Genomic DNA, 22,004 nt, shown 5'->3' on the forward strand with positions numbered 1-22,004 from the left:
CGGCCTGTGTGACACGTGTTTCCCCCATAACACCTGCAACGCATGTATCAGAACTCGCGTGTGAATGTAGCGCATGAGGTCGCTGGTGCCGGAGGGGGCGCATGTCGAGCGCGATCACCAACGGAGGCCGCCGGTGGGGCGCTGCTCGCTCTCGTCTGCTTCTTCGGGACCTTCGTGGTCGTTCGCGACGACCGGCGCGAGAAGGCCGCTGCCGAGGCCGGGATTCCGCGCGCGGAGCGGCTGTGGCGGCCCGCTCACTACTGCTACGGCTGCACCTCGGTGTTCTGCCCGGGCGGCACCCCGTGGCAGGGGCTGCTGACTCCGGAGCAATTCAAGAAGCTGGTGTGGACCGAGGCCGGTTACGCCGACCAACTCGTGGTGGGGGACAAGGCGAGGGACGCGGACGTACCCTCCGGTGTTCTGCCCTGATGGCTGGAGAGACAGGATCACTTCCGGAGCAGGGCTGCCGCGTCCTCCTGGGAGAGCTCCATCAGCGCTTCTTGCTCGTACGACTCCACATCGGCCACATAGGGCGGCACATCCGGGCGGTCGGAGCAGAACGTGACGTGTGCGGTGAGGACGTCGTCGTCCAGTCCTCCCGCGGACAGGGAGATGTACGCGAGTGTCGGCCACGGCCTGCCCGGCGGCACGCTCCGCAGAGCGGTGCAGGCGTAGCCGAGGGAGCGACGCAGTAGGGCTGTGAGCCGTTCGGGGCCGGAAGTCGGGAGGTCGTGGTCCATCATGCCGCGACCGTTCACGGCCGCCTCGAAGTGGACGGCATCCGCGAACTCCGTGCGACCGGCTCCGGAGTAGCCGGACTTCAAGGCCGTCAGCAGATGTGCGTCGCCATCCGTGACCCAGCCCGCCTTGACGACGACGCGGAACTGGTCCGGGGCGTCTTCCTCGCGGGCGTGGAGCTCCACCGTCTTGAGGAGCGCAGCCATTCTGCTGTTGGTTCGCACAGCTTTCCTCTCCTGGGGCTCGCGGTCACGCCAACCGCCCCGCCCCCGAACGGACATCAGCCCATCCAGGAACGGGGCGGCGGCCCGAACCCTCAGTCGGTCACGTCAGCCGGTCAGTGACCCCGGCACCGGCTCACATCGATCCGTACGATCTGCGGATCATGATCGCTCGCCTGGTCCGCGAACTCCGCGTTGATGTGGACCACGTCGTAGTCGAAGTGGGTGATCGCGGGGGTCGTCAGCGTGTGGTCCAGGGTCTGGGAGTTGCCGTCGTAGACGTAGGTGTAGCGCTCGGCGGGCGGGAGGGTGGTGATCAGGGGACGAAGGACGCCCCCGGACGTCAGCGTCGTCACCGTCTGCGAGAACTCGAAGTCGTTCAGGTCGCCCAAGACCACCGCCTTGGCGTCCTTGTCGGCCGCCAGCAGGGACTTGACGAAGGTGTTCACCTCCGCCGCCTGGGCCGCGCGCTGGGTTTCCGAGCTGCGGGCGGGCTGCTGGTAGCGGCCGTGGAGGGGCTGGTCGCCGCCCTTGGAGGTGAAGTGGTTGGCGATGACGAAAACCGGCTCGCCGTGGAAGAGGAACTCGCCGACCAGCGGCTTGCGGCTGCTGTCCCACGCGTCGCTCGTCGGGTTGATACGGCCGGGGGAGTACGTGAGCTGCGCGCCCTTCCGGGTCTTCACCACGCTCGTCGCCGTGGTCGCGTCGCCGCCCGCGCGGTCCGTGAAGGAGACCCGCTTGGGGTTGAAGAGGAACACCTGGCGGATGTTGCCGCCGGGTTCGCCGCCGTCCTGGTTGTTCTCCGGGGCGATGTAGCGCCAGGAGTAGCGGGGGCCGCCGGCCGCGCGGATCGCGGTGGTGAAGCGGGTCAGGGTCTCTTCCGACGTCAGCGTCGCGTCGTTGGTCGCGCCGTTGTCGTCCTGGATCTCCTCCAGGGCCACGATGTCGGGGGAGTTGAGGTTGACCGCCACGCCTGCCGCCAGACGGTCGAACTTCTCCTGGGCGTCCAACGCGTCCAGGTTCTCCACGTTGTACGTCGCCACCGCCAGCTCGTTGCCCTTCTGGCGGCGGGTCACCTCCTGCTTCAACCCCTTGGAGTCCAGCGTGCCGAGCTGCGTGGCCTGGAGGATGTAGCCGCCGTACGTCGAGTAGTCGAGCGGGCCGGTCGTCGCGCCGGACAGTTCGTCGCCCACGTTCGCCACGGGGCCCGTCGTGTCCAGCGACGCCACCTTCACCCGGCCCGAGTTGGGCTCGTCGTAGGAGGCGTAGAGCGTGCCGCCGCGCTTCGTCGGGTGCTCGTCGGGCTTCACCGTCACCCACAGCTCGTCGTACGCGTCCGTCGCGCCGACCACGCGCGCGTCCGTGAACGTCGTACGCATGCCTTCGAGGGACTCGTAGAAGTCCAGGGCGTAGGCGGTGGGTTCGAGGGGCAGCGACTCGATGCTGCCGCCCGCGGCGTCGGGGATGTAGGCGTCCGGGACGGTCGTGTCGTCCAGCTTCACCGGCTCCGGGAGCGCGTTGCCGGACGAGACGACCGTCGCCGTCGGGCCCGTGATCTCGGTGACCGACTGGCTGGTGCTGCTCGGGTGGTACTCGGTGACCCGGCCGGTGACCAGGACCGAGTCGCCGACCGCGACCGTGGGGGCGGTCGAACCCGTGTAGACGAACAGGCCTTCGCTGGTACGGGCGTCGGAGTCGGCCTCCGGGTCCTGGATCCAGTAGCCCTTCGAGCCGCTCGTGCGGACGCCGGTCACGATGCCGGGGACGCGGGTGACCGCCTTGCCGGCGTACGGCGAGAGGCGCGTGGTGCCCTGGATGTCGTGGACGCGGACGGTGCCCGGGTCCGTCGTACCGCCACCGCCTTCGCCGCCGCCCGAATCCGGGGTCTGGCCCGCGGAGTTGACCGGAGTCGGCGTGCCCGCGGTGAGGTCCGTCGCGTTGTCGTCCGTGTCGGCCAGGGAGTCGGCGCGGGCGACCGAGGCGGTGTTGGAGGCGCCGGTCGCGGGGCCGCTGCCCTCGCGGACGACCGCGGTGCCGTAGCCCACGATGTCGAGGACCCGGCTGTCGGCCGTGCAGTCCGCGGCGGTCTTGCAGGTCAGCGCGGTGGTGCCGGAGACGAGGGCGATGGTGCCGGTGGTGGCGCTCATCGCGATGGAACCGGAGGCGTCGGGGGTCGGCAGGGCCGTCGTACCGCCGCTGCCGGTGCCCTCGCCGACGAGGTAGTGGCCACCGGCGGCGAGTGAACCGCTCAGGGCGGTGACCTGCCACTGCGAACTCGCGGAGGCGGTGCCCGGCAGGTACTGCACGCTGTAGGCCGACAGGTCGAAGACCTCGGAGCCCGCGTTGGCGAGTTCGACGAAGTCCCGGGTCAGGGTGGCTCCCGAGTTGCCCCCGCCGCCGTACACCTCCGCGATCACCGCGGTGGCCGACGGGGCGGCGACGGCGGTCCAGGCGGGGAGGGCGGTCAGGGCGAGCGCTCCTGCCGCGCCCACGGCTATCAGCGGGTAGGCGGCGCGGCGGGTGCGCGGGCTTCTTCCGGCGTGGGGGCTGCGTCCCTCGCGAGGGCTGCTTTCCTCGTGGGGTCTTCCATCGGGGCTGGACACGCTGGCGGTCTCCTCGGATCGGACGTCGGACGGCGGGTGCGGCAACGCGCCTTCGGTCGGCGGTACTTGTGGCGGAGCGTGGGGGAACCGTGGGGAGTCGGCTCAAGTTACGCGCGTAGACGTGGGGGCGCCAAGAGGGCGTAGGTTAAATCCTGGGAACAGGTGGGTGAGGGGTGCACGGTCATGCCGGTCGCACGCACTCGCGGGCGAGTGGAGCACGGGAGTTGAAGTGAGCGGTGGGCGGGCGCGGGACGGGTGGGGGATCGCCGGTTTTCTGGGCCTCCTGGCCGTCGGGGTGGCGGTGCTGCTGCTGGTCTTCGGCGGTGCGCGGTGGCTCGGGCGGGAGATGATTCCGCAGCTCGTGGGGCTGCCCGGCGGGGCGTGGACCGGTGGTGTGGGGCTCGGGGTCGTCAGCGTGCTCGGCTGGGTCGGGGCGGGGGCGGCGTACGGGGTCGGGGCCGCCGGCAAGGCGGATGAGGCGCGGTGGCTGCGCGGGGCGCGTGCCGTCGGGGGCGCCGTGGGCTGGGTGGCCGCGATCGGGCCGGTCGTGCTGCTGTTCAGCGGGCTTCCCGGCCGGAACTGCCGGTCGTCCACGTGCGAGTACGTCCCCGGCACCGGCACCGCCTTCCTCGCCTACGCCGCCACTGCGGGCGTTCTCGGCTGGCTCTGTCACCGCCGGCGCCGAGCCCTGGTCGCGGCCGGGGATGCGGAGTGGCGGGAGCGCCGACGGAAGCTGCGGAAGCAGGGCAAGGGGAAGAGCCGTGCGGCGCGGCAGCGGTAGCGGCGGTCGGACACCCGCCGTTCAGGCGCCCGGCGTGCGCTAACGTCCCCCGTCATGCGTATGCACAGGGTGGGGAAAACGCTGGCCGCGCTGGTGGTCGCGGGCGGGCTGCTGGGTACGGCCGGGTATGTCGCGGTGGGGTCTGCGGCGGGGAACTCGCTGTTCGGGTACGGGTGCGGGGCCGCGGAGGAGCGGCTCGGGGAGGTGCTGGCGGGAGAGTCCGTGCTGGAGGTGCCGCCGGACGGGAGCAAGAGCGCGGAGTCGTACCAGGAGTGCGACGACGACGATCGGTTCGTGGTCGCCGGTCGGTCCTACGCGTACGACGGGTCCCGGCAGAGCGCGCTCCGGCACTACCGGGACCGGGCGTCCGCGCAGGGCTGGCAGGCCGTGGCCGGGGACTGCTTCAGCAAACCGGTCGGCGATACGACGGGGTATCTGACGGTCGGGGGGCCGGACGCGGGGACCCTTCAGGTCGAGATCATCGCGGATCGGGACGGCAGCCGCTGGTGCGAGTGAAGCCGCCCCGCGTCAGTGGACCTGCGTCGACTCCCGTACCTTGCGGCCGAGTTTGGTGAAGCCTTCGGGGGCGGCGGCGAGGAGGTCGTCCTCGTAGTACGGGGTGCGGTCCGAGTCGCCGTCTGAATCCAGGTCCCCGTCCGGGCCCGGCAGTGTCAGGAGCAGGGCGGGGTAGTCGTTCGGGGCCGTGTCGTTGAGGCAGCGGTCGCACAGGGGGAGCATCTTGCGGCGGTTGTCCTCGGTCGACACGCGGACGTGGCGGCTGGAATTGGCCGCGCCGTGCAGGGGGTTCACACCGCAGCAGCGGGTGGCGAAGCCGTGGGCGAGGGCGTCGCGGGTGGCTCGGGCGAGGACGATGATCGCGACGAGGGGTACGGGGCGAAGGTCGTCGATGCCGTCGTTCGCGAGGAGCATCGTCGCGTCGTAGCGGTTGCGGGCCCGGGCATCCGCGGTCTCACCGGTGCCGAAGGCGGTGGTCATGGCGCGGAGTTCGGTCTTCGCCGTGTCGCGCAGATACGACAACGACGGTGCTGCCGGGGAAACTTGGGGCAGTAGCTCGGTCGGGATCGGCTCCGGATTGCGGCGCAGCAGCAGCTTACGGACGATGCCCAGGGTGGCCGCCGCGAGGCCGAAGAACAGGAGCGCGGCGAGGGCGCCCACGATCAGGCCGGACCAGAAGTCGCCGTAGTAGAGCGGGGGGAGGTCGTCCTCGGTGATGGGGTTCGTGACCGGGTACGGGTCGCCGGGGGTGGTCGGCTCGTCCGTGCGGTCGGTCTTGTCGAGGATGTCCATCAGGTCGTCGAGGCGCTCGCCCAGGAGGTGGTCGTCGGCCTCGTCCGACTTCGCGTCCCCGTACGCGATGGACTCGGGGAGGTCGAAGAGGAGGCTGTAAGTGTCGAGTCGCAGGCCGTAGTTGAAGACGTTGATGTAGCCGTCCAGCGGGTCGGCGACGATGTAGACGCCGTCCTTGCCGCCGAGCTTGTCGCGGACCGCCGCCGCGAACGCCTCCTCGTCGGCCTCGGACTCGTCCGCGTAGGTCTGCGGGACGAGCGCGACGAAGACCGGGCCGCCACCCTTGGAGGAGCCGAACTTCTCGATACGGGTGTGGAGTTGCCTCAGCTGACCGTCGTCCAGCACCCGGGGGCTCTCCGGGTCCGCGTACACCGGGTCCTCGGCCAGGCCCGCCGCGACGCGGTCGAGGCGGGCGTTGAGGTCGATCGCCCTGGGCGGGGGTGAGGCGCTCGACCGGGTCTGGTCGAAGAGGAGGGGAGCGGTGAGGGCGATCGCCACGGCGGTGGCCAGGGCGAGTGCGGCGAGGATCCAGGTGCCGGAGGGCTTCTTCGACTTGCCCTTCGCCTGCTTGCGGGGGGCTGCTCCGGGGCGGCGGTGCCACCAGCGTCGTACATAAGGAACCAGCAGCAGGATCAGCAGGGGTACGCCGGCGATCGCGATCCCCGTGAGCAGCGACTGGTTCTCGCGGTCGGACGGGCCGATGTACAGCTCGGCCGGTTCGTCGCCCGCGTCGTACTTCTCGCGTGCCGCGTCGGCGCGGGCGGCGGCCTTCTCGGTGCCCTGCGCGATGGCGTCGGCGAAGCGCTCGAAGCTGCGCAACGGGCCCGCGTCGTAGGGGAGTTCGTAGAACGTGACCGTCACCGCGTCCTCCGCCGGGGCCTTTATCCCGTACGCCCTGGCGTCCGTGACCGACGACTCGTCGATCAGTACGTACAGGCCGTCCTTGCCGAGGCGGTCGTGGACCGCGTCGAGGAGGTCCGCGCCGGTGGTGGTGGCCGCCTCGCCCGGGAGGAGGAGGACGTAGGTCGGTACGCCGGTGCGCTGGGCGAGCTTTGCGAAGGCGGGGGCGGTGGACTGCGGGATTTCGCGGGGGAGTTGGTCGGTGATGTAGACGGGGTCGGTGCGGAGTCGGGCGGCGAGGTAGGCGGCCTGGGTGTCCGTGGAGGTGGCGGACTGGGCAGTGGAGCCGGCGGCCTGCGCGGCCTGCGCGGCGGGGGCGGCGGTTGCGAACGCCGTGATGAGCAGGGCGAGGAGGGTGAAGAGCGTGGGGAGGGTGAGGAGTTGAGCTCTGACCGCGTCGTTCGTCTTCGCTGCCGTCCTCATTGCCGTGCGCCCCCGTTCCCCGCCTGTTGTCACGCGCGGCACTCTACTGGGGGGCTTCGCTAGTGCGAAACGGTGTCCCGCAGCGGTGCGAGGTGGCTGAGCAGTCGTTCGCCGTCGCGGGAGGTGAGCCGGCACCAGGAGCCGTCGGTGAAGACGATCCGGAAGTCGCGTCGCGCGGTGCTGAACTTCCTGCGCTCCACGGTGGCGATGTCGCTCAACTCGACCTCCCAGAGCACCTCTTCCCACGGATCCCTCGGGTCGTCGAGGGCACCCAGGACGAGGAGGCGGTGGTCGGTCAGTACGGCGTGGGTGACGTCGGTGTCCGGGCGGCGGGCGGGGTCGAGCTGCCAGGGGAGGGTGCGGGCGAGAGTGCCGGGGGCGGCCCACAGGACGGGGAAGTCCCGGGTCTCGTTCTCCGGGTCCTCCGGTTCGCCCAGGGGCTCGGAGGCGCTGGGGCCGACGCCGGTGCCGCCGAGCACCGCGGCGAGGGCGATGAGGCCGAGCGCGCCCACGACCTTCAGCGTGGTGCCGAGCGCGATGCCCACCCTTGAGCGGAGCCGGTACGTCGGTCCTGCCGGCCAGCCGGGCAACTCCGCCTGTATGTCCCGCCGTTCGTCGTCACGGAACCAGCGTCGGTCCGCGACCCGGCCGACGGCACCGGTGGCGAAGGAGACGGGGGCGCGGGCGAGTTCGTGTTCACCGGGGGCGGGTTGCCAGCGCTGGGTGGTGCGGGAGGACGGTGCGGTCATCAGGACTCCGTAAGTCGTCAGTCGCCGGGGAGCCCTACGAGCCCCCGTCGGAGACGTGCCAGGGGCGGCGGGGATCGCGGTCAGCGGCACAGTCGGTCGATGTCCTCGCTGAAGCTCGGGAACTCCGCTCTGGCTTCGGCGATGATCGTGTGCGCGGGGCGGCGGGGGGTTCTGGCGTGGGCCTCGGCCAGGGTGGTCAGTGGTGCGGTCGGGCGGGAAGGCTCCGTGCTCGATCACAAGTGCAGCGTAGTTGTGCTCCCGCGCTGGTATCAGTCCCCGGTTCCCGTGAACAGGTCTTCGGCGGCGTGGGCTGTCACGGCGCGGGTGAGCCAGGTGCGGAGGGTGTCCGGGTCCGTGCAGGTGGTGATCCGCTCGGCGACGGGCTCCGGGATGTCGAGGCCGCGTGTGGTGAGGATCAGGAGGACGTCCTCGGCGCGGCTCTCGGCGCGCAGGCGCTGGGACGTCTCGGAGCGGAAGAAGGACAGGTCGACGGCCATGAGATGCCTCCAGGTCTTGGCGGCCAGGGCTTGCCGAGGCCGAGTTCGGTGGGGAAGGGGAGGTCGAGGCGCCGGAAGGTCCGGGCGAAGACGGCCGGATCCTCCTGGAAGATGCGGTGCATCGCCTCGTGGGATGAGCTGACCATGTGGTGGACGGTAGGGGGACGCGTCCACCGTGGGTCGGTCATCGCCGGTGGATCACCCGGTGGGGTGAAGCGGGGTCAGTGGAGCTTGCTGTTCTGGGCCTTGACCAGGGACGCGGGGACCTTGGCCGAGCTGGACTGGCCCTTCATGAAGCCGTTGCTGTCGATCGAGAAGTAGTTGACGATCGTGTCGCCGAAACGGAAGGTCTGGGTGCGCATGGTCTGGGTGCCCTTGTAGGCCACGGTGGAGGCGGTGGCGATCGACTCGTCGGCGGCCGCGTCCGGGAAGGGCGTCTCCTTCTTCACCGAGGCGTACGGGGTGCTGGCCTTGTCGGACTTGGCGGTGTAGCCCGTCGTACAGGAGGAGACCGCCTCGGCGAGACCCTTCATCGCGGCTTCGGCCTTGCCCTCGGTGTAGGTGGCGAGGGTGATGTAGTTGTAGGCAAAGGTCCCGTCATTGGCGACGTGGACGACCGAGGCCTCCGGATCGCCGAGGGGCAGGTAGTTGGCCGCGTACGCCAGCGGCGCGCAGGCGGCCTTGTCGACGCGCATGTCCTGCTGGGTCTCGGCCATCGCGTCGCCCTTGGCGGGTTCGGCGACGGTGTAGTCGGGGACCTCCGCCTTCGTGACGAACAGCTTCGTCAGCTCCTTCACCGGGTCCACCGCGGGCTTCGCCTGCGAGGCCGTCGCCTTCGGCTGGGCGGTCGTCCTCGCGTCCGAGTCGCTGCCGTCCCCGCCGCCGCATGCCGTCAGCGTGGCGAGGGACAGCACGGAGAGAAGGGGGAGGGTGAGCGCGGCGTGCTTCATCGTGGGGGCTCCTTCGTGGGGGAAAGGCGCGTTGTCTTGCTAGTCGTGCAGCAACTTCCTCAGTACGGGCGACAGTTCCGGCACCTGCGCCCCCGCCGCCTGCGCCGCGGTGATCGTCCGGACGTATTCCTCCGCCTCCTCGCGCAGCCGCGTCTCCTCGCTGCCGTGGTTGCTGCCCGCCAGCCAGACGCCGATCGCCACGGGGATCAGCAGGAGGGCGGCGTATCCGATCGGCTCGGTCTGCGACCAGGCCCAGGCCGCACCGCCGCCGGCCGCGAAGAGCAGCAGCCAGCCCGTCTCGTCGTGCCAGCCGCCGGAGGACGCGAGGCGTTCGTACTCGACGACCGTGGCCGGCTTCGGAGGAACCGCGCCCGCGGTGGCGGCCCGAGGGGCGGCGACCTCCGGGTACGACGGAATCGGCGTCGCCCCCTTCCCGCTCCCGCCCTCCGCCTTCCCCTCCAGCCATGCCGGCACATGGGCCGACGGCATCCCGTGCGCCCGGGCGACGCCGAGGACCTCGCGGTAACCGGCGAGGGCGGGGTGCAGCAGCTCACGCTTCCAGTTCGAGCGGACGCGGGTGAGGGCCGCCACGGCCAGGATCAGGAGGGGGCCTGCTGCCAGTGCGGCCTTCGGGCCGAGCGAGGGCACCGACACCGCCACGAACGGCCACACCACACACGCCAGCAGCGCGATACCGCCCGCCCACGCCAGCGGCCCGTGCTGCGCCGCCGTAGCCGCCCGGCGCCGCTCCGCGAGCAACGCCGTCACCGCCCGGTCGTCCGTGTAGTCCACACCGGTCCGCGTCCCGATCGCGCGCACCGCCTCCGCCACCCGGGGGTCCGACGCCAGCGCCACCCCTCCGATCGGAAGAAGAACCGCCTTCGTGCCCGCCATCGCCGTCATCCCGCCCCGTGTCCGTGAATCGAGCAAAGATCATGGCACGCCGGTTTCACGCCCTCGTGAGCGAATCGTGCAGGCCTCATGGGCGGACCGTGACGAAAGCGCCGTCGTGGGGAGGATGGGAGGCCGGTCATCGATTCGCTCCCGCACAGCCCGCGGCCCTTTCCCGGCTCCCGCACAACTGGGCGACACGCGCCTGAAGTTGCAGATGAATAACGAGGAGCAGGGTGATGCGCATGACTCCGGACGCGCCTTGAGGGGCTTATGTGCGGCTGATACGGTGCCATGGCTTGACACTCACCCCAGCGATGGCTATCCGCGCAGATCGCGACAGATCGGGCAGCGGCGGGTGAAGTGTCCTAATTTGCAGAGAATTTGGCAGACAATTTCTTGGGTGTACGGGGAGCGGTTGCGTGAAGATCCAAGAGCGTACGGGGGCGGGTCAGGGTCGTTCCGCCGCTCCTGCTCAGCCGTCGGTCGGCGACCGGCTTCCCACGCCGCCTCGCGAGCGCAAACCGGCGCTGGCGGCGCTGGCGGTCCTGCTGATCCTGGTCGGTGCGCTGGGGGCGACGATGCTCGTGCTCCAGGCCGGCGACCGGATCGAGGTCGTGAAGGTGACGGAGGAGATCCCGGCGGGTGGATCGGTCACCAACAACAACGTGACGTCCGTCATGGTCGCCGAGGACAGCAGCATCCACTACGTCAAGTGGTCACTGCTGGACGACCTGAAGAAGCTCAAGGCCGTCAACACCATTCCGGCGGGCGCCGTCGCCGTCGGGGAGATGTTCGGTGACAAGGTCACCGCCGCCCAGGGCAAGACCCTCGTCGGCCTCTCCCTCAAGGCGGGCCAGTTCCCGGCCGGCATCAGGGAGGGCGACACCGTCGCCGCCTACCGCGTCACCGAAGGCGGCTCCGGCACCGGCAACAGCTCCGCCTCGACGTCCGGCAGCGACAACTCCCTGCTCGTCGGCAAGGCGGTCGTGGCCGACGTTCCCCAGGCGAGCAGCGACGAACTCGTCGGCAGCACCAACTCGTCGTACACCCTCGCCGTCGACAACGACGAAGCCGCCGCCCTCGCCCAGGCCGCCGCCAACAACGAAGTCGTCCTCGTCCTCGTCCCCAGCAGCAACTAGAAGGCGGCTCCCGACCCATGGCGCTCATCGCTCTCGCCGCCGACAAGGGTTCCCCCGGCGTCACCACCGCGGCCGTCGCCCTCGCGGCGGTCTGGCCGCGGCGGGTGCTGCTCGCCGAGACCGACCCGGCGGGCGGCGACCTCGTCTACCGCAGTGCCGCCGCGCACGGCGGGCCGCTCAACCCGAACACCGGCATGCTGTCCATCGCCGCCACCGCCCGGCGCGGTCTGGTCCCCGATCAACTCTGGGACCACGTACAGCCGTTGAGCGGCGGACTCGAAGTCCTCGTCGGACTCGGCAACGCCGAGCAGGCCGCCGGTCTCGCCGGACTGTGGCCGACCCTCGGGCACTCCTTCGCCGCCCTCGCCGAGTCCCCGCACGCCGCCGCCGACGTCATCGCCGACTGCGGCCGGATCGCCGGGGACACCCCCGCCGTGGACCTGTTCCCGCACGCCTCCCTCGTGCTGCTGATCAGCCGTACCGAGCCGGAGGCCATCGCGCGCGTGCGCGACCGTGCCGCCGCCCTCGGCAACAAGCTGCACGGCGGCGCGCGCGGCGCCGCGAGCCTGGGCACGCCGATGATCGGGGTCGTGCTCATCGCCGACACCAACAGCGCGGCGAAGATCGCGGGCCAGGTCAACGACATGCTCGTGCACGCCCAGACCGGCGCCCGCGTCGTCGGCACCATCGCCGACGACCCCACCGGCGCCGACCAGTTGGCCGGCCGCAAGCGCGGGCGGCTCGACAAGTCGCTGCTCATCCGCTCGGCCCGCAAGGTCACCGCGGACCTCTACCAGCAGTACGGCGCCGCCTGGTCCGTACCCACCCAGGCCCAGCACGGCCGGATGAACGGCCATGCGGAGGCCGGCCGATGACCGCTGTCGACCATCAACTGGTCAAGCGGTTCCGGCAGGACGCCGGCGACCGTATCGCCGAGCAGCGGCGCCAGGACCAGGTGTCCGGCGTCACGCCGATGTCCCCGGAGGACGAACGGCACTACGCCCGCGCGGTCATAGCCCAGATCCTGGAGGACCACGCCCGCACCGAGATCAACGCCGGGCGGACCCCGCTCGACGCGGAGACCGAGGAGCAGTACGCCGCCGCGGTGCACGCCGCGCTCTTCGGCGTCGGGCGCCTCCAGCCGCTCCTCGACAACCCGGACGTCGAGAACATCGACATCAACGGCTACGACCAGGTCTTCGTCGGCTACTCCGACGGCCGCGAGGTCACGGGCGACCCCGTCGCCGAGTCCGACGAGGAGCTCATCGAGCTCATCCAGGTGCTCGGCGCGTACTCGGGTCTGTCCTCCCGCCCTTTCGACTCCGCCAACCCGCAGCTCGACCTCCGGCTCCCGGACGGTTCGCGTCTGTCGGCCGTCATGGACGTCACCCGGCGCCCGGCGCTCTCCATCCGCCGTGCCCGCATGGGCAAGGTCTTCATCTCCGACCTCGTCGGCAACGGCACGCTGAGCCCGGAGGTCGCGCACTTCCTGGCCTGCGCGGTCCGGGCCCGCAAGAACATCATGATCGCGGGCGCGACCAACGCCGGTAAGACCACGCTGCTGAGGGCCCTCGCCAACGAGATCCCGCCGCACGAGCGCCTGATCACCGTCGAACGCGCCCTGGAGCTCGGCCTCGACACCTTCCCCGACCTCCACCCCAACGTCGTCGCCTTCGAGGAACGCCTGCCCAACTCCGAGGGCCAGGGCATGATCCCGATGGCGGAACTCGTCCGGCGTTCGCTGCGTATGAACCCCTCGCGCGTCATCGTCGGTGAGGTCCTCGGCGACGAGATCGTGACGATGCTCAACGCGATGTCGCAGGGCAACGACGGCTCGCTGTCCACGATCCACGCCAACAGCTCCAGCGAGGTCTTCAACCGTATCTCCACGTACGCGTTGCAGGCCTCCGAGCGGCTGCCCATCGAGGCCAGCCAGATGCTGATCGCGGGCGCCGTGAACTTCGTCGTCTTCATCCAGCGGCGCAACAACTACCAGACGGGCGGCCGCCTCCAGCGCATGGTCACCTCCATCCGCGAGGTGAACGGCGTCGACGGCCGGGTGCTGTCCAGCGAGGTGTTCGCCGAGGCGCACGACGGCCGGATCGTGCCGCACGCGCCCATCGCGTGCGTGGAGGACCTGATCGCACAGGGCTACCGGCCCACCGGAGCGTGGGGGTGACCATGACGACTCAGACCATGACGGTTCAGACCCAGACTCTTGCCGCACTCGACTCGCTCGGTTCCATGGGCGGGCTGTTCTCCACCGAGGTCCTGTTCTCGATCATCTCCGGTGTCGCCGTCGGCGGCGGTATCGCGCTGTTCGCCATCGCCGTACGAGGGCTTCCGGCCAAGCCGGACCACGAGAAGCAGAAGGCCGCCGAGCGGGCGAGCGAGCTGATCCGGTTCGCCGGGCAGCGCGGTTCGCTCGCCGCCATCGTCGGCATCGTCGTGCTGCTGCTCACCCAGTGGGCGGTGGCCGGTATCGCGGCCGGTGTGCTGGTCTTCTTCTGGGACCGGCTGTTCGGCGGTGCCGGTGAGGAGCGCGCCGCGATGAAGCGCGTGGAGGCGCTGGCCGGCTGGACGGAGTCGCTGCGCGACACCATCGCCGGCGCGGTCGGCCTGGAGCAGGCCATCCCGGCGTCCGCGCGCGCCGCGGCGCCCGTGCTGCGCCCCCACCTGGACGCCCTCGTCGACCGGCTGCGCGCCCGCACCCCGCTGCCCGACGCGCTCCAGCACCTCGCCGACGAGATCGACGACGCCTCCGCCGACATCATCGTCGCGGCCCTCATCCTCAACGCCCGCCTCCGCGGCCCCGGTCTGCGCCAGGTGCTGGGCGCGCTCGCCAAGTCGGCGCGCGAAGAGGTCGACATGCGCCAGCGTGTGATGGCCCAACGGGCCTCCACCCGGCGCTCGGTGCAGATCGTCGTCGCGGTGTCGGTCGCCTTCGTGCTCGGACTGTCCGTGTTCAACCGGGAGTTCGTGGAGCCGTACGGCACCGCGATCGGTCAGGTCGTCCTCGCCATCGTCTGCGGGCTGTTCGCCCTCGGCTTCTGGTGGCTGCGCAAGCTGTCGACGATCGAGACGCCCGAACGCTTCCTGATCAAGGACGACTCGTCGGTCCAGTTCGTCCGTCCCCGCACGCCGTCCCCGCAGCAGCCGGGGCAGCCGGGTCCGTCGCAGTCGTCGCAGGAAGAGGGGGTACGCCGATGAGTGACGTCACCATGCCGGTCGCCGTCGGCGCGATCATCGGCCTCGGCATCTACGTCCTGGTCCGCGCCCTCATGCCGACCAAGCGGAGCGCGGTCTCGCAGGTCGCCCGGATCGACGCGATGCGGGCCCGGGGGACGGCGTACGAGTCCGCGCGCACCGCCTCCGACTCGGGCCGTCTCGGCTCGGTGCGGGCCGAAGTCGGCCAGCGCGTCGCCGAGTTCTATCTCCAGCAGGGCTGGGAGCAGCGCTCGCTGCGGGCGGACCTCGCGGTCCTGGACCGCAGCTGGGAGAAGTTCCTGGCGACGAAGGTGCTGCTGGCGACGGCGGGTCTGTTCTTCGGCCCGCTCATGTTCGCGATCGTGTGGACGCTGGGCTTCGGCTCCAGCCCGATCATCCCGGTCTGGCTGGCGCTGCTGTTCGCGGCTCTCTTCTTCTTCCTCCCCGACCTGGAGGTACGCCGGGACGCCGCCGACAAGCGGCGCGACCTGCGGCGTGTGATCGGGGCCTATCTCGACCTCGTGTCGATGAGCCTCGCGGGCGGCCGCGGTCTGCCGGAGGCGCTGATGGCGGCGGCCGACGTGTCGGACGGCTGGGCCAACCAGCGCATCCACAACGCCCTCGCCGACGCCCGTATCACCGGCATCAGCCAGTGGCAGGCGCTGGGCCAGCTCGGTGAGGAACTGGGCGTGGAGGAACTGAAGGACCTCTCCGCCTCCCTCGCCCTGGTCGCGGACGACGGCGCGAAGGTCCGCGAGTCGCTCGCCTCCCGCGCCGAGACCATGCGGCACCGCGAGATGGCCGAGATCGAGGGCAGCGCGGGCGAGAAGTCACAGTCGATGCTCGTCGCCCAGCTGCTGCTGTGCGCCGGCTTCCTGGTGTTCCTGATCTACCCGGCCGCCATGCGGGTCTTCCAAGTCTGACGCCGCCCCAACCCTCGAAAGCCTCCGAAAGGACAACTGACCATGAACGAGCGGAACTTCAGCACGGGGATCCCGGCGGTGGACTTCCTCGTCACCTTCCTCCAGGGCCGCGTACAGCGTGCCCGCTCCGGCGAACTCGACCGCGGTGCCTCCGCCGTCGAGTGGGTCATCATCTCCGCGGTCGTCGTGGCGATCGTCGGCGTGGTCGCCGCGATCATCAACCGTGCCCTGGAAGGTGGCGCCGAGAAGGTCGAGAACTGCATCAACGGCGCCAACCAGAGCGGCACCTGCTGAAGCAGCGGAATCGAAGAAGGTACGGGGGTCTGGTGCAGCGCATGCGGGCGTGGGTACGCCGTCGACGGGAAGCCGCGTCACGCGGCGACTCCGGCATGACCGCGATCGAGTTCGTGCTGCTCACCCCCGTCCTGTTCTTCATGATCTTCGCCACCGTGCAGTTCGCGCTGTACTTCTTCGCCGACCATGTGGCCCAGGCGGCCGCGCAGGCGGGCGCCCGCAAGGCGCGGGCCACGGCGCACGACGAGCCGGGTGCGTGGCGGGGCAAGGCGCGGGACGTGGTGGACGACTACATCAGCCAACTGGGCCCGAGCCTGGTGCTGTCACCGGACGTGGCGATGCTCCAGCCGGAGCAGAACACGGTGGGTGTCGAGATCACGGCACGGGTCCCTTCGGTGTTCCCCGGCCTGGATCTGACCGTGCACGCGCAGTCGGTGGGGCCGGTGGAGCGGTTCGTGACGGAGGACGGCAACTAGATGTCCTCTTTCAGGAGTCGCCTGAACGACGACCGGGGTCTGTCCGCCATCGAGGTGGTGATCCTCGCCCCGGTGATGATCCTCTTCATCCTCGTCCTGGTCGCCTTCGGGCAGATGGTCGAGGGGCGGGGCGCGATCGACGGCGCCGCCCGCGACGCGGCCCGTGCGGGATCGCTCCAGTGGGACGTCGGCAACGCCATGGCGGAGGCGCGGAAGGCGGCGGAAGCCGATCTGACGGACGTCTGCGTGGGCCCGGTGACGGTGGACAAGACCAGCGCGGGCTTCGCGGACGCCGAGCTCTTCACGGTCGAGGTCAGCTGTCGGGTGAAGGGGCTGGCCATCGTCGGACTGGACATCAAGACCACGATGTCGGGATCCTTCACGGCCCCGCTCGACCCGTTCAAGAGGAAGGCGGGATGAGGACGTTGAGCGTTCCTGCCGGTGTCCGCGCGTGGCTGAGGTCCCGCCGCGCCCACCTCGACGACCGTGGCTCCGGCGCCGGCGCGGTCATCATCTTCGCCCTCGTCTTCATCTCCCTCTCCGCCTTCGTCATCGACGGCGGCCTGTCCATCTCCAAGCGGGAACGCGCGGCGGACATCGCCGAACAGGCGGCCCGTTACGCCGCCCAGGACATCGACACCGACGCCCTCTACGAGAACGAGGGCGGCGAGGCACCGATCAACTACGAGAACTGCGACGCCCGCGTGAAGGCTTTCGCCCGCGAGATGGGCATGTCCGGCGCGGACATCGCGGGCACCCACTGCGTGGCGGCGGACGTCGACCAGGTCCAGGTCGAGGTCCAGTTGACGTACTCGCCGGTGTTCGTCGGCATGTTCTACAACGGCGACGTGGTCGTCCATGGGCAGGCGGTGGCGGAGAACCAGGTCGGCTGAGGCCGTCGTCGTAGCCGGTGAACCGTATGCGCGCCGCACAGCGGAGCGGGCTCTGCCGTGCGGCGCGATCGGGTCGGGCTGGTCCAGGCGGTCGTCGGTCTAGCTGCTCGGCGTGGGGTCCGCGCAGTCGTCCCCGGGGGATACGGGAGCGGGGCCCGGGTCGGTCGTGGTGGGCGGGTCCGTGGGGCTGGGGGTGGTCGGTGCCGGGTCCTGTGCCGGCGGGGCGACCGGTGCCGGGTCCGGCTCGGCCGGGGTGGGGGCCGGGTCCTCGACAGGCGCGGGATCCACGGGAGTCGAGGGTTCCGGGTCCGGTGCGGGGTCGGGGGCGGGGGTGCTCGGGGCCTCGGGCTCGGGGGTGCCCTGGGCGGGCGGCTCCGGTGCCTCGGGGGGCTCCTGACCAGGGTCCTCGGCGGGCGGTGCCGGTGTCTTCGGAGGTTCCTCGGCGGGAGGCGCCGGTGTCTTGGGGGTGTCTTCGACAGGGGGTGCCGGCTCCTCCGGGGTCTCGCCCGCACCTCCGGTCGTCGGTGGGGCCGGGTCCGTGTCTCCCGGCGTCGGGTCACCGGGGTCTTCCGGCGTCTCGCCCGCGCCTCCGGTCGTCGGTGGCGCCGGATCCGTGTTCCCCGGCGTCGTCCCACCGGACTCCTCCGGCGGCGCGGTCTCCGTGGGCGACGGCGGACCGGCGACCGCGATCGTCACGCCCCCGCCGGCGCCCTCCGCGCGAACCTGCGTACCGGGCTGGACGTCGGTCGACCGTTCCGTCGTACCACCGCTCTCCGCCCCGTCACTGTTCACCGGCGCCTCGGCCACCGGAACCTGGGCCACCGGCGCCTCGGCGACCGGCGCCCGCTGGGCCGGAACCGAACCGGACTCGACCGGTCCGAGGGCGAGGAAGACCGCGGCGGCGCCCACCACCACGGCCCCCGCGGCGGCCGCCGCCTTCGACGCCCCGACGGAGGAGTGACGTACCCCGTCCAGCAACCCGCCCGCGGCCCCGCCGAACGCGGTCGCGGTACCCGCGAACCCGAGCAGGAACTTGCCGGTCCCGCCCACCGCGAACACCAGCAGCGCGGGCCCGACCAGCGCCGGCAGCCGGTTGTTGGCGCTCATCAGCGCCGCCAGCCGCGCCCGGCAGTCGTCGCAAGCGTCCACATGCCCGAGCAGCCGCTCGGACTGCCGGGCGGTGGCGGAACCCCGTACATAGGCAGGCATCCGAGCCCAGTGCACCTGGCACGCGGGATCGTCGGGCGCACCGGTCTGCGCCCGCAGGAACGCCTGCCGCATGCCCTCCCGCGCCCGATGCAGGAGTACGGCGGTGGCACCCTCCTTGGTCCCGAGCTGCGGCCCGATCGCCGCGAGCGGCTGACCCTCCGCCTCGGCCAACCACAGCGCCTTGACCCACCGTTCGGGCAACTGCCCCAGCACCCGCACCACCATGTCGACGGAGGACACGTGCTCGGCCGGATCGTCCCCGTGCCGCCCGGCCTCGGCCTGCTCGCCGGCCTGTGGATCCTGCGGAGTCTCCCGTACGGCACTCCCCGCGGCGCTCGCCAGACGCCGCACGGTCGTCATCAGATACGCCGGCACGTTGTCGATCCCGTGCCCCGCGGCCAGCCGCCGCCACACCCGGAAGTGCGCCTCGGCGACGAGGTCCTCGGCGGTGTGGGCGTTCCGGGTCAGGGAGCGGGCGTACGCGACGAGACGCGGCTGCTGCTCCTCGTAGATCCGGGCGTAGTCGGCGGTGGAAACGGCGGTGGAAACGTCGGACATGGCGAAACGCTCCAGGGGCCTGCTCTAGGGCGGAGAAGATTTTGTAAGCCTAGATGACAAAAGTTTCAATTGAAGTTTCAGCAATCACAGAAAGTGACGCACGTCACTTGCGAAACGGCGTAATCAGAAGCCGCTCCAGCCGCTCGTACACACGTATCGGCCCAACCAGCCCCACATCGGAGCCCGTTCATGTACTTCGCCCTGGAACAGCCCACCGGCGCGCGTCTGCTCACCGAGGACGACGACGAGCTGGCGGTCCCCGTGACCCTCCGCTACACCTCGGACGACCCGCTGGCCGTCCACTTCGTCTTCCCGCCCTGGATCTCCCTCGACGGCGACGAGGTCACCTGGACCTTCGCCCGCGGCCTGCTCGAAGAGGGCCTCGGCTGCCCGGCCGGCGTCGGCAACGTCCACGTCCACCCCTCCGGCCCGTCCCGCACCACCGTGGAGTTCCGCGCACCGGAGGGCGTCGCCGTGGTCATCTTCGACACGACGGCCCTGCACCGCTTCCTGCTCCGCTCGTACTCCGTCATGGAGCCGGGCGTCGAGCCCCTGGAACCGGCCCTGGAGCGTGGGTTGGCGTCCTTGCTGGGCGGGGTGTGAGCTAGGTTCGCGGGATGGTCGACTGGAAGACCGGCGACGGAGTGTCGGGCATCGACGACCCCGCCGAGGTGGACGCCGCGTTCGAGCGCGGCGAGTGGCCGCTCGGTACGGCGGTGATCGCGCTGGCCTTCAACTGCTCGCTGGAGGAGGCGTCGCCCCGGATCGTGAGGGGGACGCGGTTGGCGGATCGCGCTCAGCGAGGGTTCGCGTTCACGGCGGTGGCTGTGGCGGCGCGGCTCAACGGGGCGCTGACGCCGGAGTTGTACGCCGTGCTGCGCGCGGAGGGGCTGCGTGGCACCGCCGAGGACGCCATCAGGGACACGCTGACGTTCGTGCCGTACGAGGACCTGCCGCCGTGGCTCAAGCGAATGCGGCTGCGGCTCAGGGTGGTGGACAAGCTGGACCACTGGAGGCTGAGCGTCGTGTACGCGGCCGAGGACGTCTGGAAGGCGCTGCGCGGACGCCGCTCCTGAACCCCCCTCGCCTCAGCCGCCCTTGGAGCCCTTCTCCTCGGTCTGCACCTTGCCCTCGAGCCCCTTGGCCAGTTCGTCCTCCAGCTTCTTGAACTCGCGGACGACGGCGTCGGACATCTCGGCCAGCGCTCCGAGCTGCTGGGTGATGTCCTCGCGGCCGTCCTCCCAGTTGGACTCGAAGTCCTCGAGGGCGTCATTGACGCTGCCGTCGCCGATGTCCTCCTTGTACTGGGAGAACAGCTTCTTGGTGTGGTTCAGGCGCGTGTTGATCGAGCGCAGCCGGCTGCCGTAGCCCTCCAGCTCGGCGAGCGGGAGCGAGAGGTCCTTGCCCTTGCCCATGATTCAGATCCCCCGGACAGATGGTGGGTCAGACGAAGCGGAACGTACCCGTCACCGCGTCGAAGATGTCGTGGAAGGCCTCGGCCAGGTCCAGCACGGGACTTGCCCCGGAGACCAGGACGACCTGGTCGGTGGTGCCGGGGACGGGGATGTACGTCTGGGTCATCACCATCCGCAGCGTACGGCTGTCGCCCCGCTCGACGGGTACGTCCTCGACGCCGAACGTCCGCGCCGCCGTACCGACTTCGGGAATGTCGACGGTCGTGACCTTGCGCCAGGCGTCGCCCTCGCGGCGGGGCGTGATGGTGGAGAGGCTCTCGGCGATGACACGGGGGTCCGTGGACAGCGCGACTCCCTGCTGGTTCTTCGCCCCGACCACGGAGACCGTCAGGGTCGCGGTGAGCGGAATGCCCTCGAAGTTCTCCGCCATGCACCCCAGATAGATCGCTCCGGACTCCTGGGCGTCCTTGGCCATCTTGCGCAGCATGGCGGTCAAGTCGGCGCGGTACGGCTCCAGTTCAGGGGTGGTCCGGACCCGCTCGTCGACGAGGGCGCGGATCGTGGCCTCGCGGCCTTCGGGGCGGATGTCGAACTCCCACCACGATTCAGGGACCGACAGGGAGATTCCGGCGGCGGGCTGTCGGGGCGACGTCACCTTTGATGTCATCTGGATTCCTGATGGCTATGCGGGCTTGGACCCGGAGAGGATTGCGCGGCGTTCTTCCGACAGCTCCCTCAGCTGTTCCGCCGAAAGCTGAGGAACCTCATACCGGCGTTCCCGAATGAGAGCGATGAATTCTTCCGGAAGGCGGACGTGGTATCGGCTGAAATAGTAGTGGAGATCTTCCCGCCACAGCCAGTCCCCGTCTGTGCGGATGGAATCAGCGCCGAGGATCAGTTCTGCGCCGGTGAGGATATCGCGCCGGGCCCCCATGGCAGAGAACAATTCGGGGCCGGATTTCAGATATGCTGAAATTTCCGCACTGTCCGGGAGCGCCTTGTCGGAAACTGACTGGGCAAGCTCGGCGACCGATTCCTCCTGAAGGCGCAGTGGGAGAAAATCCCGGTGGATCGCTAGGCGGAGAACCATTTTTCTGCTCCAAGGGTGACGCGTCAGTCGGTGAGGGGGAGGAATGTGCGCCAATAGCCGTCGTTCGCGATTTCTGGAACCTGTAGGCCGTCGATGTACCGGTTCGTACCCACGGTATCTGTCGGAGCCTTGACCGGTGTGCCCAGGTTGTTCGCGACCTGCTGAGCTATCGGAATGTCGTCGACTCCCTCGGCTATCGTACCCGAGTGGCATGAAATGAGCCGAACGGGCCCGCCGTCGTAGGCGGGATTGCTGCGCACGGCGTCGGCCACATGCGATGGATTGAGGTCGGAGGAAAATTCTGTGCCGTAGTGGTTGATGCGACCGGGGACGGCCATTCCTTCGTTGGTTCCGTGAACGACGACATCGTGGTATCCGGCTTCCGGTTTGACCTTGTCGAAATTGAGGAGCGTTCGCTCGTCGTAGCCGACGGCCGTTGAATGGTCGCTGTGATAGACGGCGTCACCGGAGATGAGCTCGGCGTCCGGTTTCTTTTTCGGAGGGGCGGGGATTTTCGAGTCCGCGCTCTGCAGCGCCTTCCAGATCCGCGACTTCCCCATCGTCGCCGCGCTGCGCAGATTCTGGGCGTGCTTGAGCAGACCACTCGTGATGCCATGCCCGAAGGCGCCGCCGAGCGCTTTGAGTCCGCCGGCTTTCCACAGCATGCCGAGTTTGGCGATGCTGGTGAGGCCTTTGGTGGCGGGTATGCAGTCGAGGAGTGCCCAGGCGAGGTCGC

25 protein-coding genes and 1 pseudogene are annotated in these 22,004 nt (G+C 70.3%); 14 read left to right on the forward strand and 12 right to left on the reverse strand.

The genetic code is table 11. From position 1 onward, the window contains the following. The first annotated feature begins 174 nt into the window (after positions 1–174). Positions 175–429, forward strand: coding sequence for a hypothetical protein (locus ACFY0U_RS44980; RefSeq protein ID WP_388646212.1), 255 nt, complete (start codon positions 175–177; stop codon positions 427–429). Positions 430–446: 17 nt separating this feature from the next. Here the strand turns inward: ACFY0U_RS44980 and ACFY0U_RS44985 are convergent, their stop codons facing one another. Both ACFY0U_RS44985 and ACFY0U_RS44990 read right to left on the reverse strand, forming a co-directional pair. Further along, positions 447–944 carry a hypothetical protein gene (locus tag ACFY0U_RS44985; RefSeq protein ID WP_388646214.1) on the reverse strand — a complete coding sequence of 166 codons (498 nt, stop codon included), beginning with the start codon at positions 942–944 and terminating at the stop codon, positions 447–449. 131 nt (positions 945–1,075) lie between these two features. After that, entirely contained in the window at positions 1,076–3,451 is a 2,376-nt protein-coding gene (locus ACFY0U_RS44990) for a lamin tail domain-containing protein (protein ID WP_388646263.1), read from the reverse strand. A gap of 340 nt (positions 3,452–3,791) precedes the next feature. Between ACFY0U_RS44990 and ACFY0U_RS44995 the strand changes: the two genes are divergently transcribed. After that, positions 3,792–4,343: a hypothetical protein gene (locus ACFY0U_RS44995; protein ID WP_388646217.1), complete on the forward strand. Its 552-nt coding sequence runs from the start codon at positions 3,792–3,794 to the stop codon at positions 4,341–4,343. 54 nt (positions 4,344–4,397) lie between these two features. Further along, positions 4,398–4,859, forward strand: a complete 462-nt coding sequence (locus tag ACFY0U_RS45000; RefSeq protein ID WP_388646219.1) for a hypothetical protein — start codon at positions 4,398–4,400, stop codon at positions 4,857–4,859. Between the two features lie 12 nt (positions 4,860–4,871). On the opposite strand, the gene ACFY0U_RS45005 is transcribed toward ACFY0U_RS45000, so the two are convergent. From ACFY0U_RS45005 to ACFY0U_RS45025, 5 genes are all read right to left on the reverse strand, one after another. Then, the gene (locus tag ACFY0U_RS45005) at positions 4,872–6,974 is read right to left on the reverse strand and encodes a hypothetical protein (RefSeq protein WP_388646221.1); all 2,103 of its coding nucleotides are present in this window, start codon (positions 6,972–6,974) and stop codon (positions 4,872–4,874) included. Positions 6,975–7,033: 59 nt separating this feature from the next. Continuing rightward, the gene (locus ACFY0U_RS45010; protein WP_388646224.1) at positions 7,034–7,723 is read right to left on the reverse strand and encodes a hypothetical protein; all 690 of its coding nucleotides are present in this window, start codon (positions 7,721–7,723) and stop codon (positions 7,034–7,036) included. Positions 7,724–7,992: 269 nt separating this feature from the next. Further along, complete coding sequence (locus ACFY0U_RS45015) at positions 7,993–8,220, reverse strand: hypothetical protein (RefSeq protein ID WP_388646226.1); 228 nt, start codon at positions 8,218–8,220, stop codon at positions 7,993–7,995. Positions 8,221–8,441: 221 nt separating this feature from the next. Continuing rightward, positions 8,442–9,170 (reverse strand): hypothetical protein, encoded by a 729-nt coding sequence (locus ACFY0U_RS45020; RefSeq protein ID WP_388646228.1) that lies wholly within the window; start codon positions 9,168–9,170, stop codon positions 8,442–8,444. A gap of 39 nt (positions 9,171–9,209) precedes the next feature. Next, entirely contained in the window at positions 9,210–10,064 is an 855-nt protein-coding gene (locus ACFY0U_RS45025) for a hypothetical protein (RefSeq protein ID WP_388646231.1), read from the reverse strand. Positions 10,065–10,483: 419 nt separating this feature from the next. Between ACFY0U_RS45025 and ACFY0U_RS45030 the strand changes: the two genes are divergently transcribed. From ACFY0U_RS45030 to ACFY0U_RS45070, 9 genes are all read left to right on the forward strand, one after another. Further along, positions 10,484–11,203, forward strand: coding sequence for a hypothetical protein (locus ACFY0U_RS45030; RefSeq protein ID WP_388646233.1), 720 nt, complete (start codon positions 10,484–10,486; stop codon positions 11,201–11,203). A 17-nt stretch (positions 11,204–11,220) separates the two neighbouring features. Beyond that, the gene (locus ACFY0U_RS45035; protein ID WP_388646235.1) at positions 11,221–12,078 is read left to right on the forward strand and encodes a hypothetical protein; all 858 of its coding nucleotides are present in this window, start codon (positions 11,221–11,223) and stop codon (positions 12,076–12,078) included. Beyond that, positions 12,075–13,382: a CpaF family protein gene (locus tag ACFY0U_RS45040; protein WP_388646237.1), complete on the forward strand. Its 1,308-nt coding sequence runs from the start codon at positions 12,075–12,077 to the stop codon at positions 13,380–13,382. The genes ACFY0U_RS45035 and ACFY0U_RS45040 overlap by 4 nt, the downstream gene beginning before the upstream one ends. Before the next feature lie 65 nt (positions 13,383–13,447). Further along, a complete protein-coding gene (locus ACFY0U_RS45045) occupies positions 13,448–14,413 on the forward strand; it encodes a type II secretion system F family protein (protein ID WP_388646266.1) in 966 nt (321 codons plus the stop codon). Continuing rightward, the gene (locus ACFY0U_RS45050) at positions 14,410–15,333 is read left to right on the forward strand and encodes a type II secretion system F family protein (protein ID WP_388646240.1); all 924 of its coding nucleotides are present in this window, start codon (positions 14,410–14,412) and stop codon (positions 15,331–15,333) included. Before ACFY0U_RS45045 ends, ACFY0U_RS45050 begins: the two co-directional genes overlap by 4 nt. A 42-nt stretch (positions 15,334–15,375) precedes the next feature. Further along, a complete protein-coding gene (locus tag ACFY0U_RS45055; RefSeq protein ID WP_046263660.1) occupies positions 15,376–15,627 on the forward strand; it encodes a hypothetical protein in 252 nt (83 codons plus the stop codon). A 41-nt stretch (positions 15,628–15,668) separates the two neighbouring features. Further along, on the forward strand, positions 15,669–16,103 hold the full coding sequence (locus tag ACFY0U_RS45060; RefSeq protein WP_388646269.1) for a TadE family protein: 435 nt from the start codon (positions 15,669–15,671) through the stop codon (positions 16,101–16,103). After that, positions 16,104–16,523 carry a TadE/TadG family type IV pilus assembly protein gene (locus ACFY0U_RS45065; RefSeq protein WP_388646243.1) on the forward strand — a complete coding sequence of 140 codons (420 nt, stop codon included), beginning with the start codon at positions 16,104–16,106 and terminating at the stop codon, positions 16,521–16,523. After that, positions 16,520–16,996: a TadE/TadG family type IV pilus assembly protein gene (locus ACFY0U_RS45070; protein WP_388646246.1), complete on the forward strand. Its 477-nt coding sequence runs from the start codon at positions 16,520–16,522 to the stop codon at positions 16,994–16,996. The genes ACFY0U_RS45065 and ACFY0U_RS45070 overlap by 4 nt, the downstream gene beginning before the upstream one ends. Before the next feature lie 99 nt (positions 16,997–17,095). On the opposite strand, the gene ACFY0U_RS45075 is transcribed toward ACFY0U_RS45070, so the two are convergent. After that, a complete protein-coding gene (locus ACFY0U_RS45075) occupies positions 17,096–18,763 on the reverse strand; it encodes a sigma-70 family RNA polymerase sigma factor (RefSeq protein WP_388646248.1) in 1,668 nt (555 codons plus the stop codon). 189 nt (positions 18,764–18,952) lie between these two features. Here ACFY0U_RS45075 and ACFY0U_RS45080 point away from each other — a divergent pair, with 189 nt between their 5' ends. Both ACFY0U_RS45080 and ACFY0U_RS45085 read left to right on the forward strand, forming a co-directional pair. Next, positions 18,953–19,366 (forward strand): SsgA family sporulation/cell division regulator, encoded by a 414-nt coding sequence (locus tag ACFY0U_RS45080; RefSeq protein WP_388646251.1) that lies wholly within the window; start codon positions 18,953–18,955, stop codon positions 19,364–19,366. A 14-nt stretch (positions 19,367–19,380) separates the two neighbouring features. Continuing rightward, positions 19,381–19,839, forward strand: a complete 459-nt coding sequence (locus tag ACFY0U_RS45085) for a hypothetical protein (RefSeq protein WP_388646253.1) — start codon at positions 19,381–19,383, stop codon at positions 19,837–19,839. Between the two features lie 12 nt (positions 19,840–19,851). On the opposite strand, the gene ACFY0U_RS45090 is transcribed toward ACFY0U_RS45085, so the two are convergent. The 4 genes and pseudogenes from ACFY0U_RS45090 to ACFY0U_RS45105 form a co-directional block, all read right to left on the reverse strand. Further along, positions 19,852–20,178: a hypothetical protein gene (locus tag ACFY0U_RS45090; protein WP_171147998.1), complete on the reverse strand. Its 327-nt coding sequence runs from the start codon at positions 20,176–20,178 to the stop codon at positions 19,852–19,854. Positions 20,179–20,206: 28 nt separating this feature from the next. Beyond that, entirely contained in the window at positions 20,207–20,845 is a 639-nt protein-coding gene (locus tag ACFY0U_RS45095; protein WP_388646257.1) for a hypothetical protein, read from the reverse strand. A 15-nt stretch (positions 20,846–20,860) separates the two neighbouring features. Beyond that, positions 20,861–21,268 carry a hypothetical protein gene (locus ACFY0U_RS45100; protein WP_388646260.1) on the reverse strand — a complete coding sequence of 136 codons (408 nt, stop codon included), beginning with the start codon at positions 21,266–21,268 and terminating at the stop codon, positions 20,861–20,863. A 23-nt stretch (positions 21,269–21,291) separates the two neighbouring features. Then, positions 21,292–22,004: pseudogene (locus ACFY0U_RS45105) on the reverse strand (hypothetical protein); the annotation flags it as partial.

The organism is Streptomyces sp. NPDC001536 (assembly GCF_042894505.1).
Classification (GTDB): domain Bacteria; phylum Actinomycetota; class Actinomycetes; order Streptomycetales; family Streptomycetaceae; genus Streptomyces.

Excerpts from the sequence above, each read along its gene's own strand:
- ACFY0U_RS45050 (WP_388646240.1), top strand. The coding sequence starts at position 14,410 with ATGAGTGACGTCACCATGCCGGTCGCCGTCGGCGCGATCATCGGCCTC.
- ACFY0U_RS45045 (WP_388646266.1), top strand. The coding sequence starts at position 13,448 with ATGGGCGGGCTGTTCTCCACCGAGGTCCTGTTCTCGATCATCTCCGGT.
- ACFY0U_RS45070 (WP_388646246.1), top strand. The coding sequence starts at position 16,520 with ATGAGGACGTTGAGCGTTCCTGCCGGTGTCCGCGCGTGGCTGAGGTCC.
- ACFY0U_RS45085 (WP_388646253.1), top strand. The coding sequence starts at position 19,381 with ATGGTCGACTGGAAGACCGGCGACGGAGTGTCGGGCATCGACGACCCC.
- ACFY0U_RS45100 (WP_388646260.1), bottom strand. The coding sequence starts at position 21,268 with ATGGTTCTCCGCCTAGCGATCCACCGGGATTTTCTCCCACTGCGCCTT.
- ACFY0U_RS45065 (WP_388646243.1), top strand. The coding sequence starts at position 16,104 with ATGTCCTCTTTCAGGAGTCGCCTGAACGACGACCGGGGTCTGTCCGCC.
- ACFY0U_RS45055 (WP_046263660.1), top strand. The coding sequence starts at position 15,376 with ATGAACGAGCGGAACTTCAGCACGGGGATCCCGGCGGTGGACTTCCTC.
- ACFY0U_RS45060 (WP_388646269.1), top strand. The coding sequence starts at position 15,669 with ATGCGGGCGTGGGTACGCCGTCGACGGGAAGCCGCGTCACGCGGCGAC.
- ACFY0U_RS45025 (WP_388646231.1), bottom strand. The coding sequence starts at position 10,064 with ATGGCGGGCACGAAGGCGGTTCTTCTTCCGATCGGAGGGGTGGCGCTG.
- ACFY0U_RS45005 (WP_388646221.1), bottom strand. The coding sequence starts at position 6,974 with ATGAGGACGGCAGCGAAGACGAACGACGCGGTCAGAGCTCAACTCCTC.
- ACFY0U_RS45075 (WP_388646248.1), bottom strand. The coding sequence starts at position 18,763 with ATGTCCGACGTTTCCACCGCCGTTTCCACCGCCGACTACGCCCGGATC.
- ACFY0U_RS45000 (WP_388646219.1), top strand. The coding sequence starts at position 4,398 with ATGCGTATGCACAGGGTGGGGAAAACGCTGGCCGCGCTGGTGGTCGCG.
- ACFY0U_RS45015 (WP_388646226.1), bottom strand. The coding sequence starts at position 8,220 with ATGGCCGTCGACCTGTCCTTCTTCCGCTCCGAGACGTCCCAGCGCCTG.
- ACFY0U_RS45090 (WP_171147998.1), bottom strand. The coding sequence starts at position 20,178 with ATGGGCAAGGGCAAGGACCTCTCGCTCCCGCTCGCCGAGCTGGAGGGC.
- ACFY0U_RS45035 (WP_388646235.1), top strand. The coding sequence starts at position 11,221 with ATGGCGCTCATCGCTCTCGCCGCCGACAAGGGTTCCCCCGGCGTCACC.
- ACFY0U_RS45020 (WP_388646228.1), bottom strand. The coding sequence starts at position 9,170 with ATGAAGCACGCCGCGCTCACCCTCCCCCTTCTCTCCGTGCTGTCCCTC.
- ACFY0U_RS45040 (WP_388646237.1), top strand. The coding sequence starts at position 12,075 with ATGACCGCTGTCGACCATCAACTGGTCAAGCGGTTCCGGCAGGACGCC.
- ACFY0U_RS44985 (WP_388646214.1), bottom strand. The coding sequence starts at position 944 with ATGGCTGCGCTCCTCAAGACGGTGGAGCTCCACGCCCGCGAGGAAGAC.
- ACFY0U_RS45080 (WP_388646251.1), top strand. The coding sequence starts at position 18,953 with ATGTACTTCGCCCTGGAACAGCCCACCGGCGCGCGTCTGCTCACCGAG.
- ACFY0U_RS45010 (WP_388646224.1), bottom strand. The coding sequence starts at position 7,723 with ATGACCGCACCGTCCTCCCGCACCACCCAGCGCTGGCAACCCGCCCCC.
- ACFY0U_RS45095 (WP_388646257.1), bottom strand. The coding sequence starts at position 20,845 with ATGACATCAAAGGTGACGTCGCCCCGACAGCCCGCCGCCGGAATCTCC.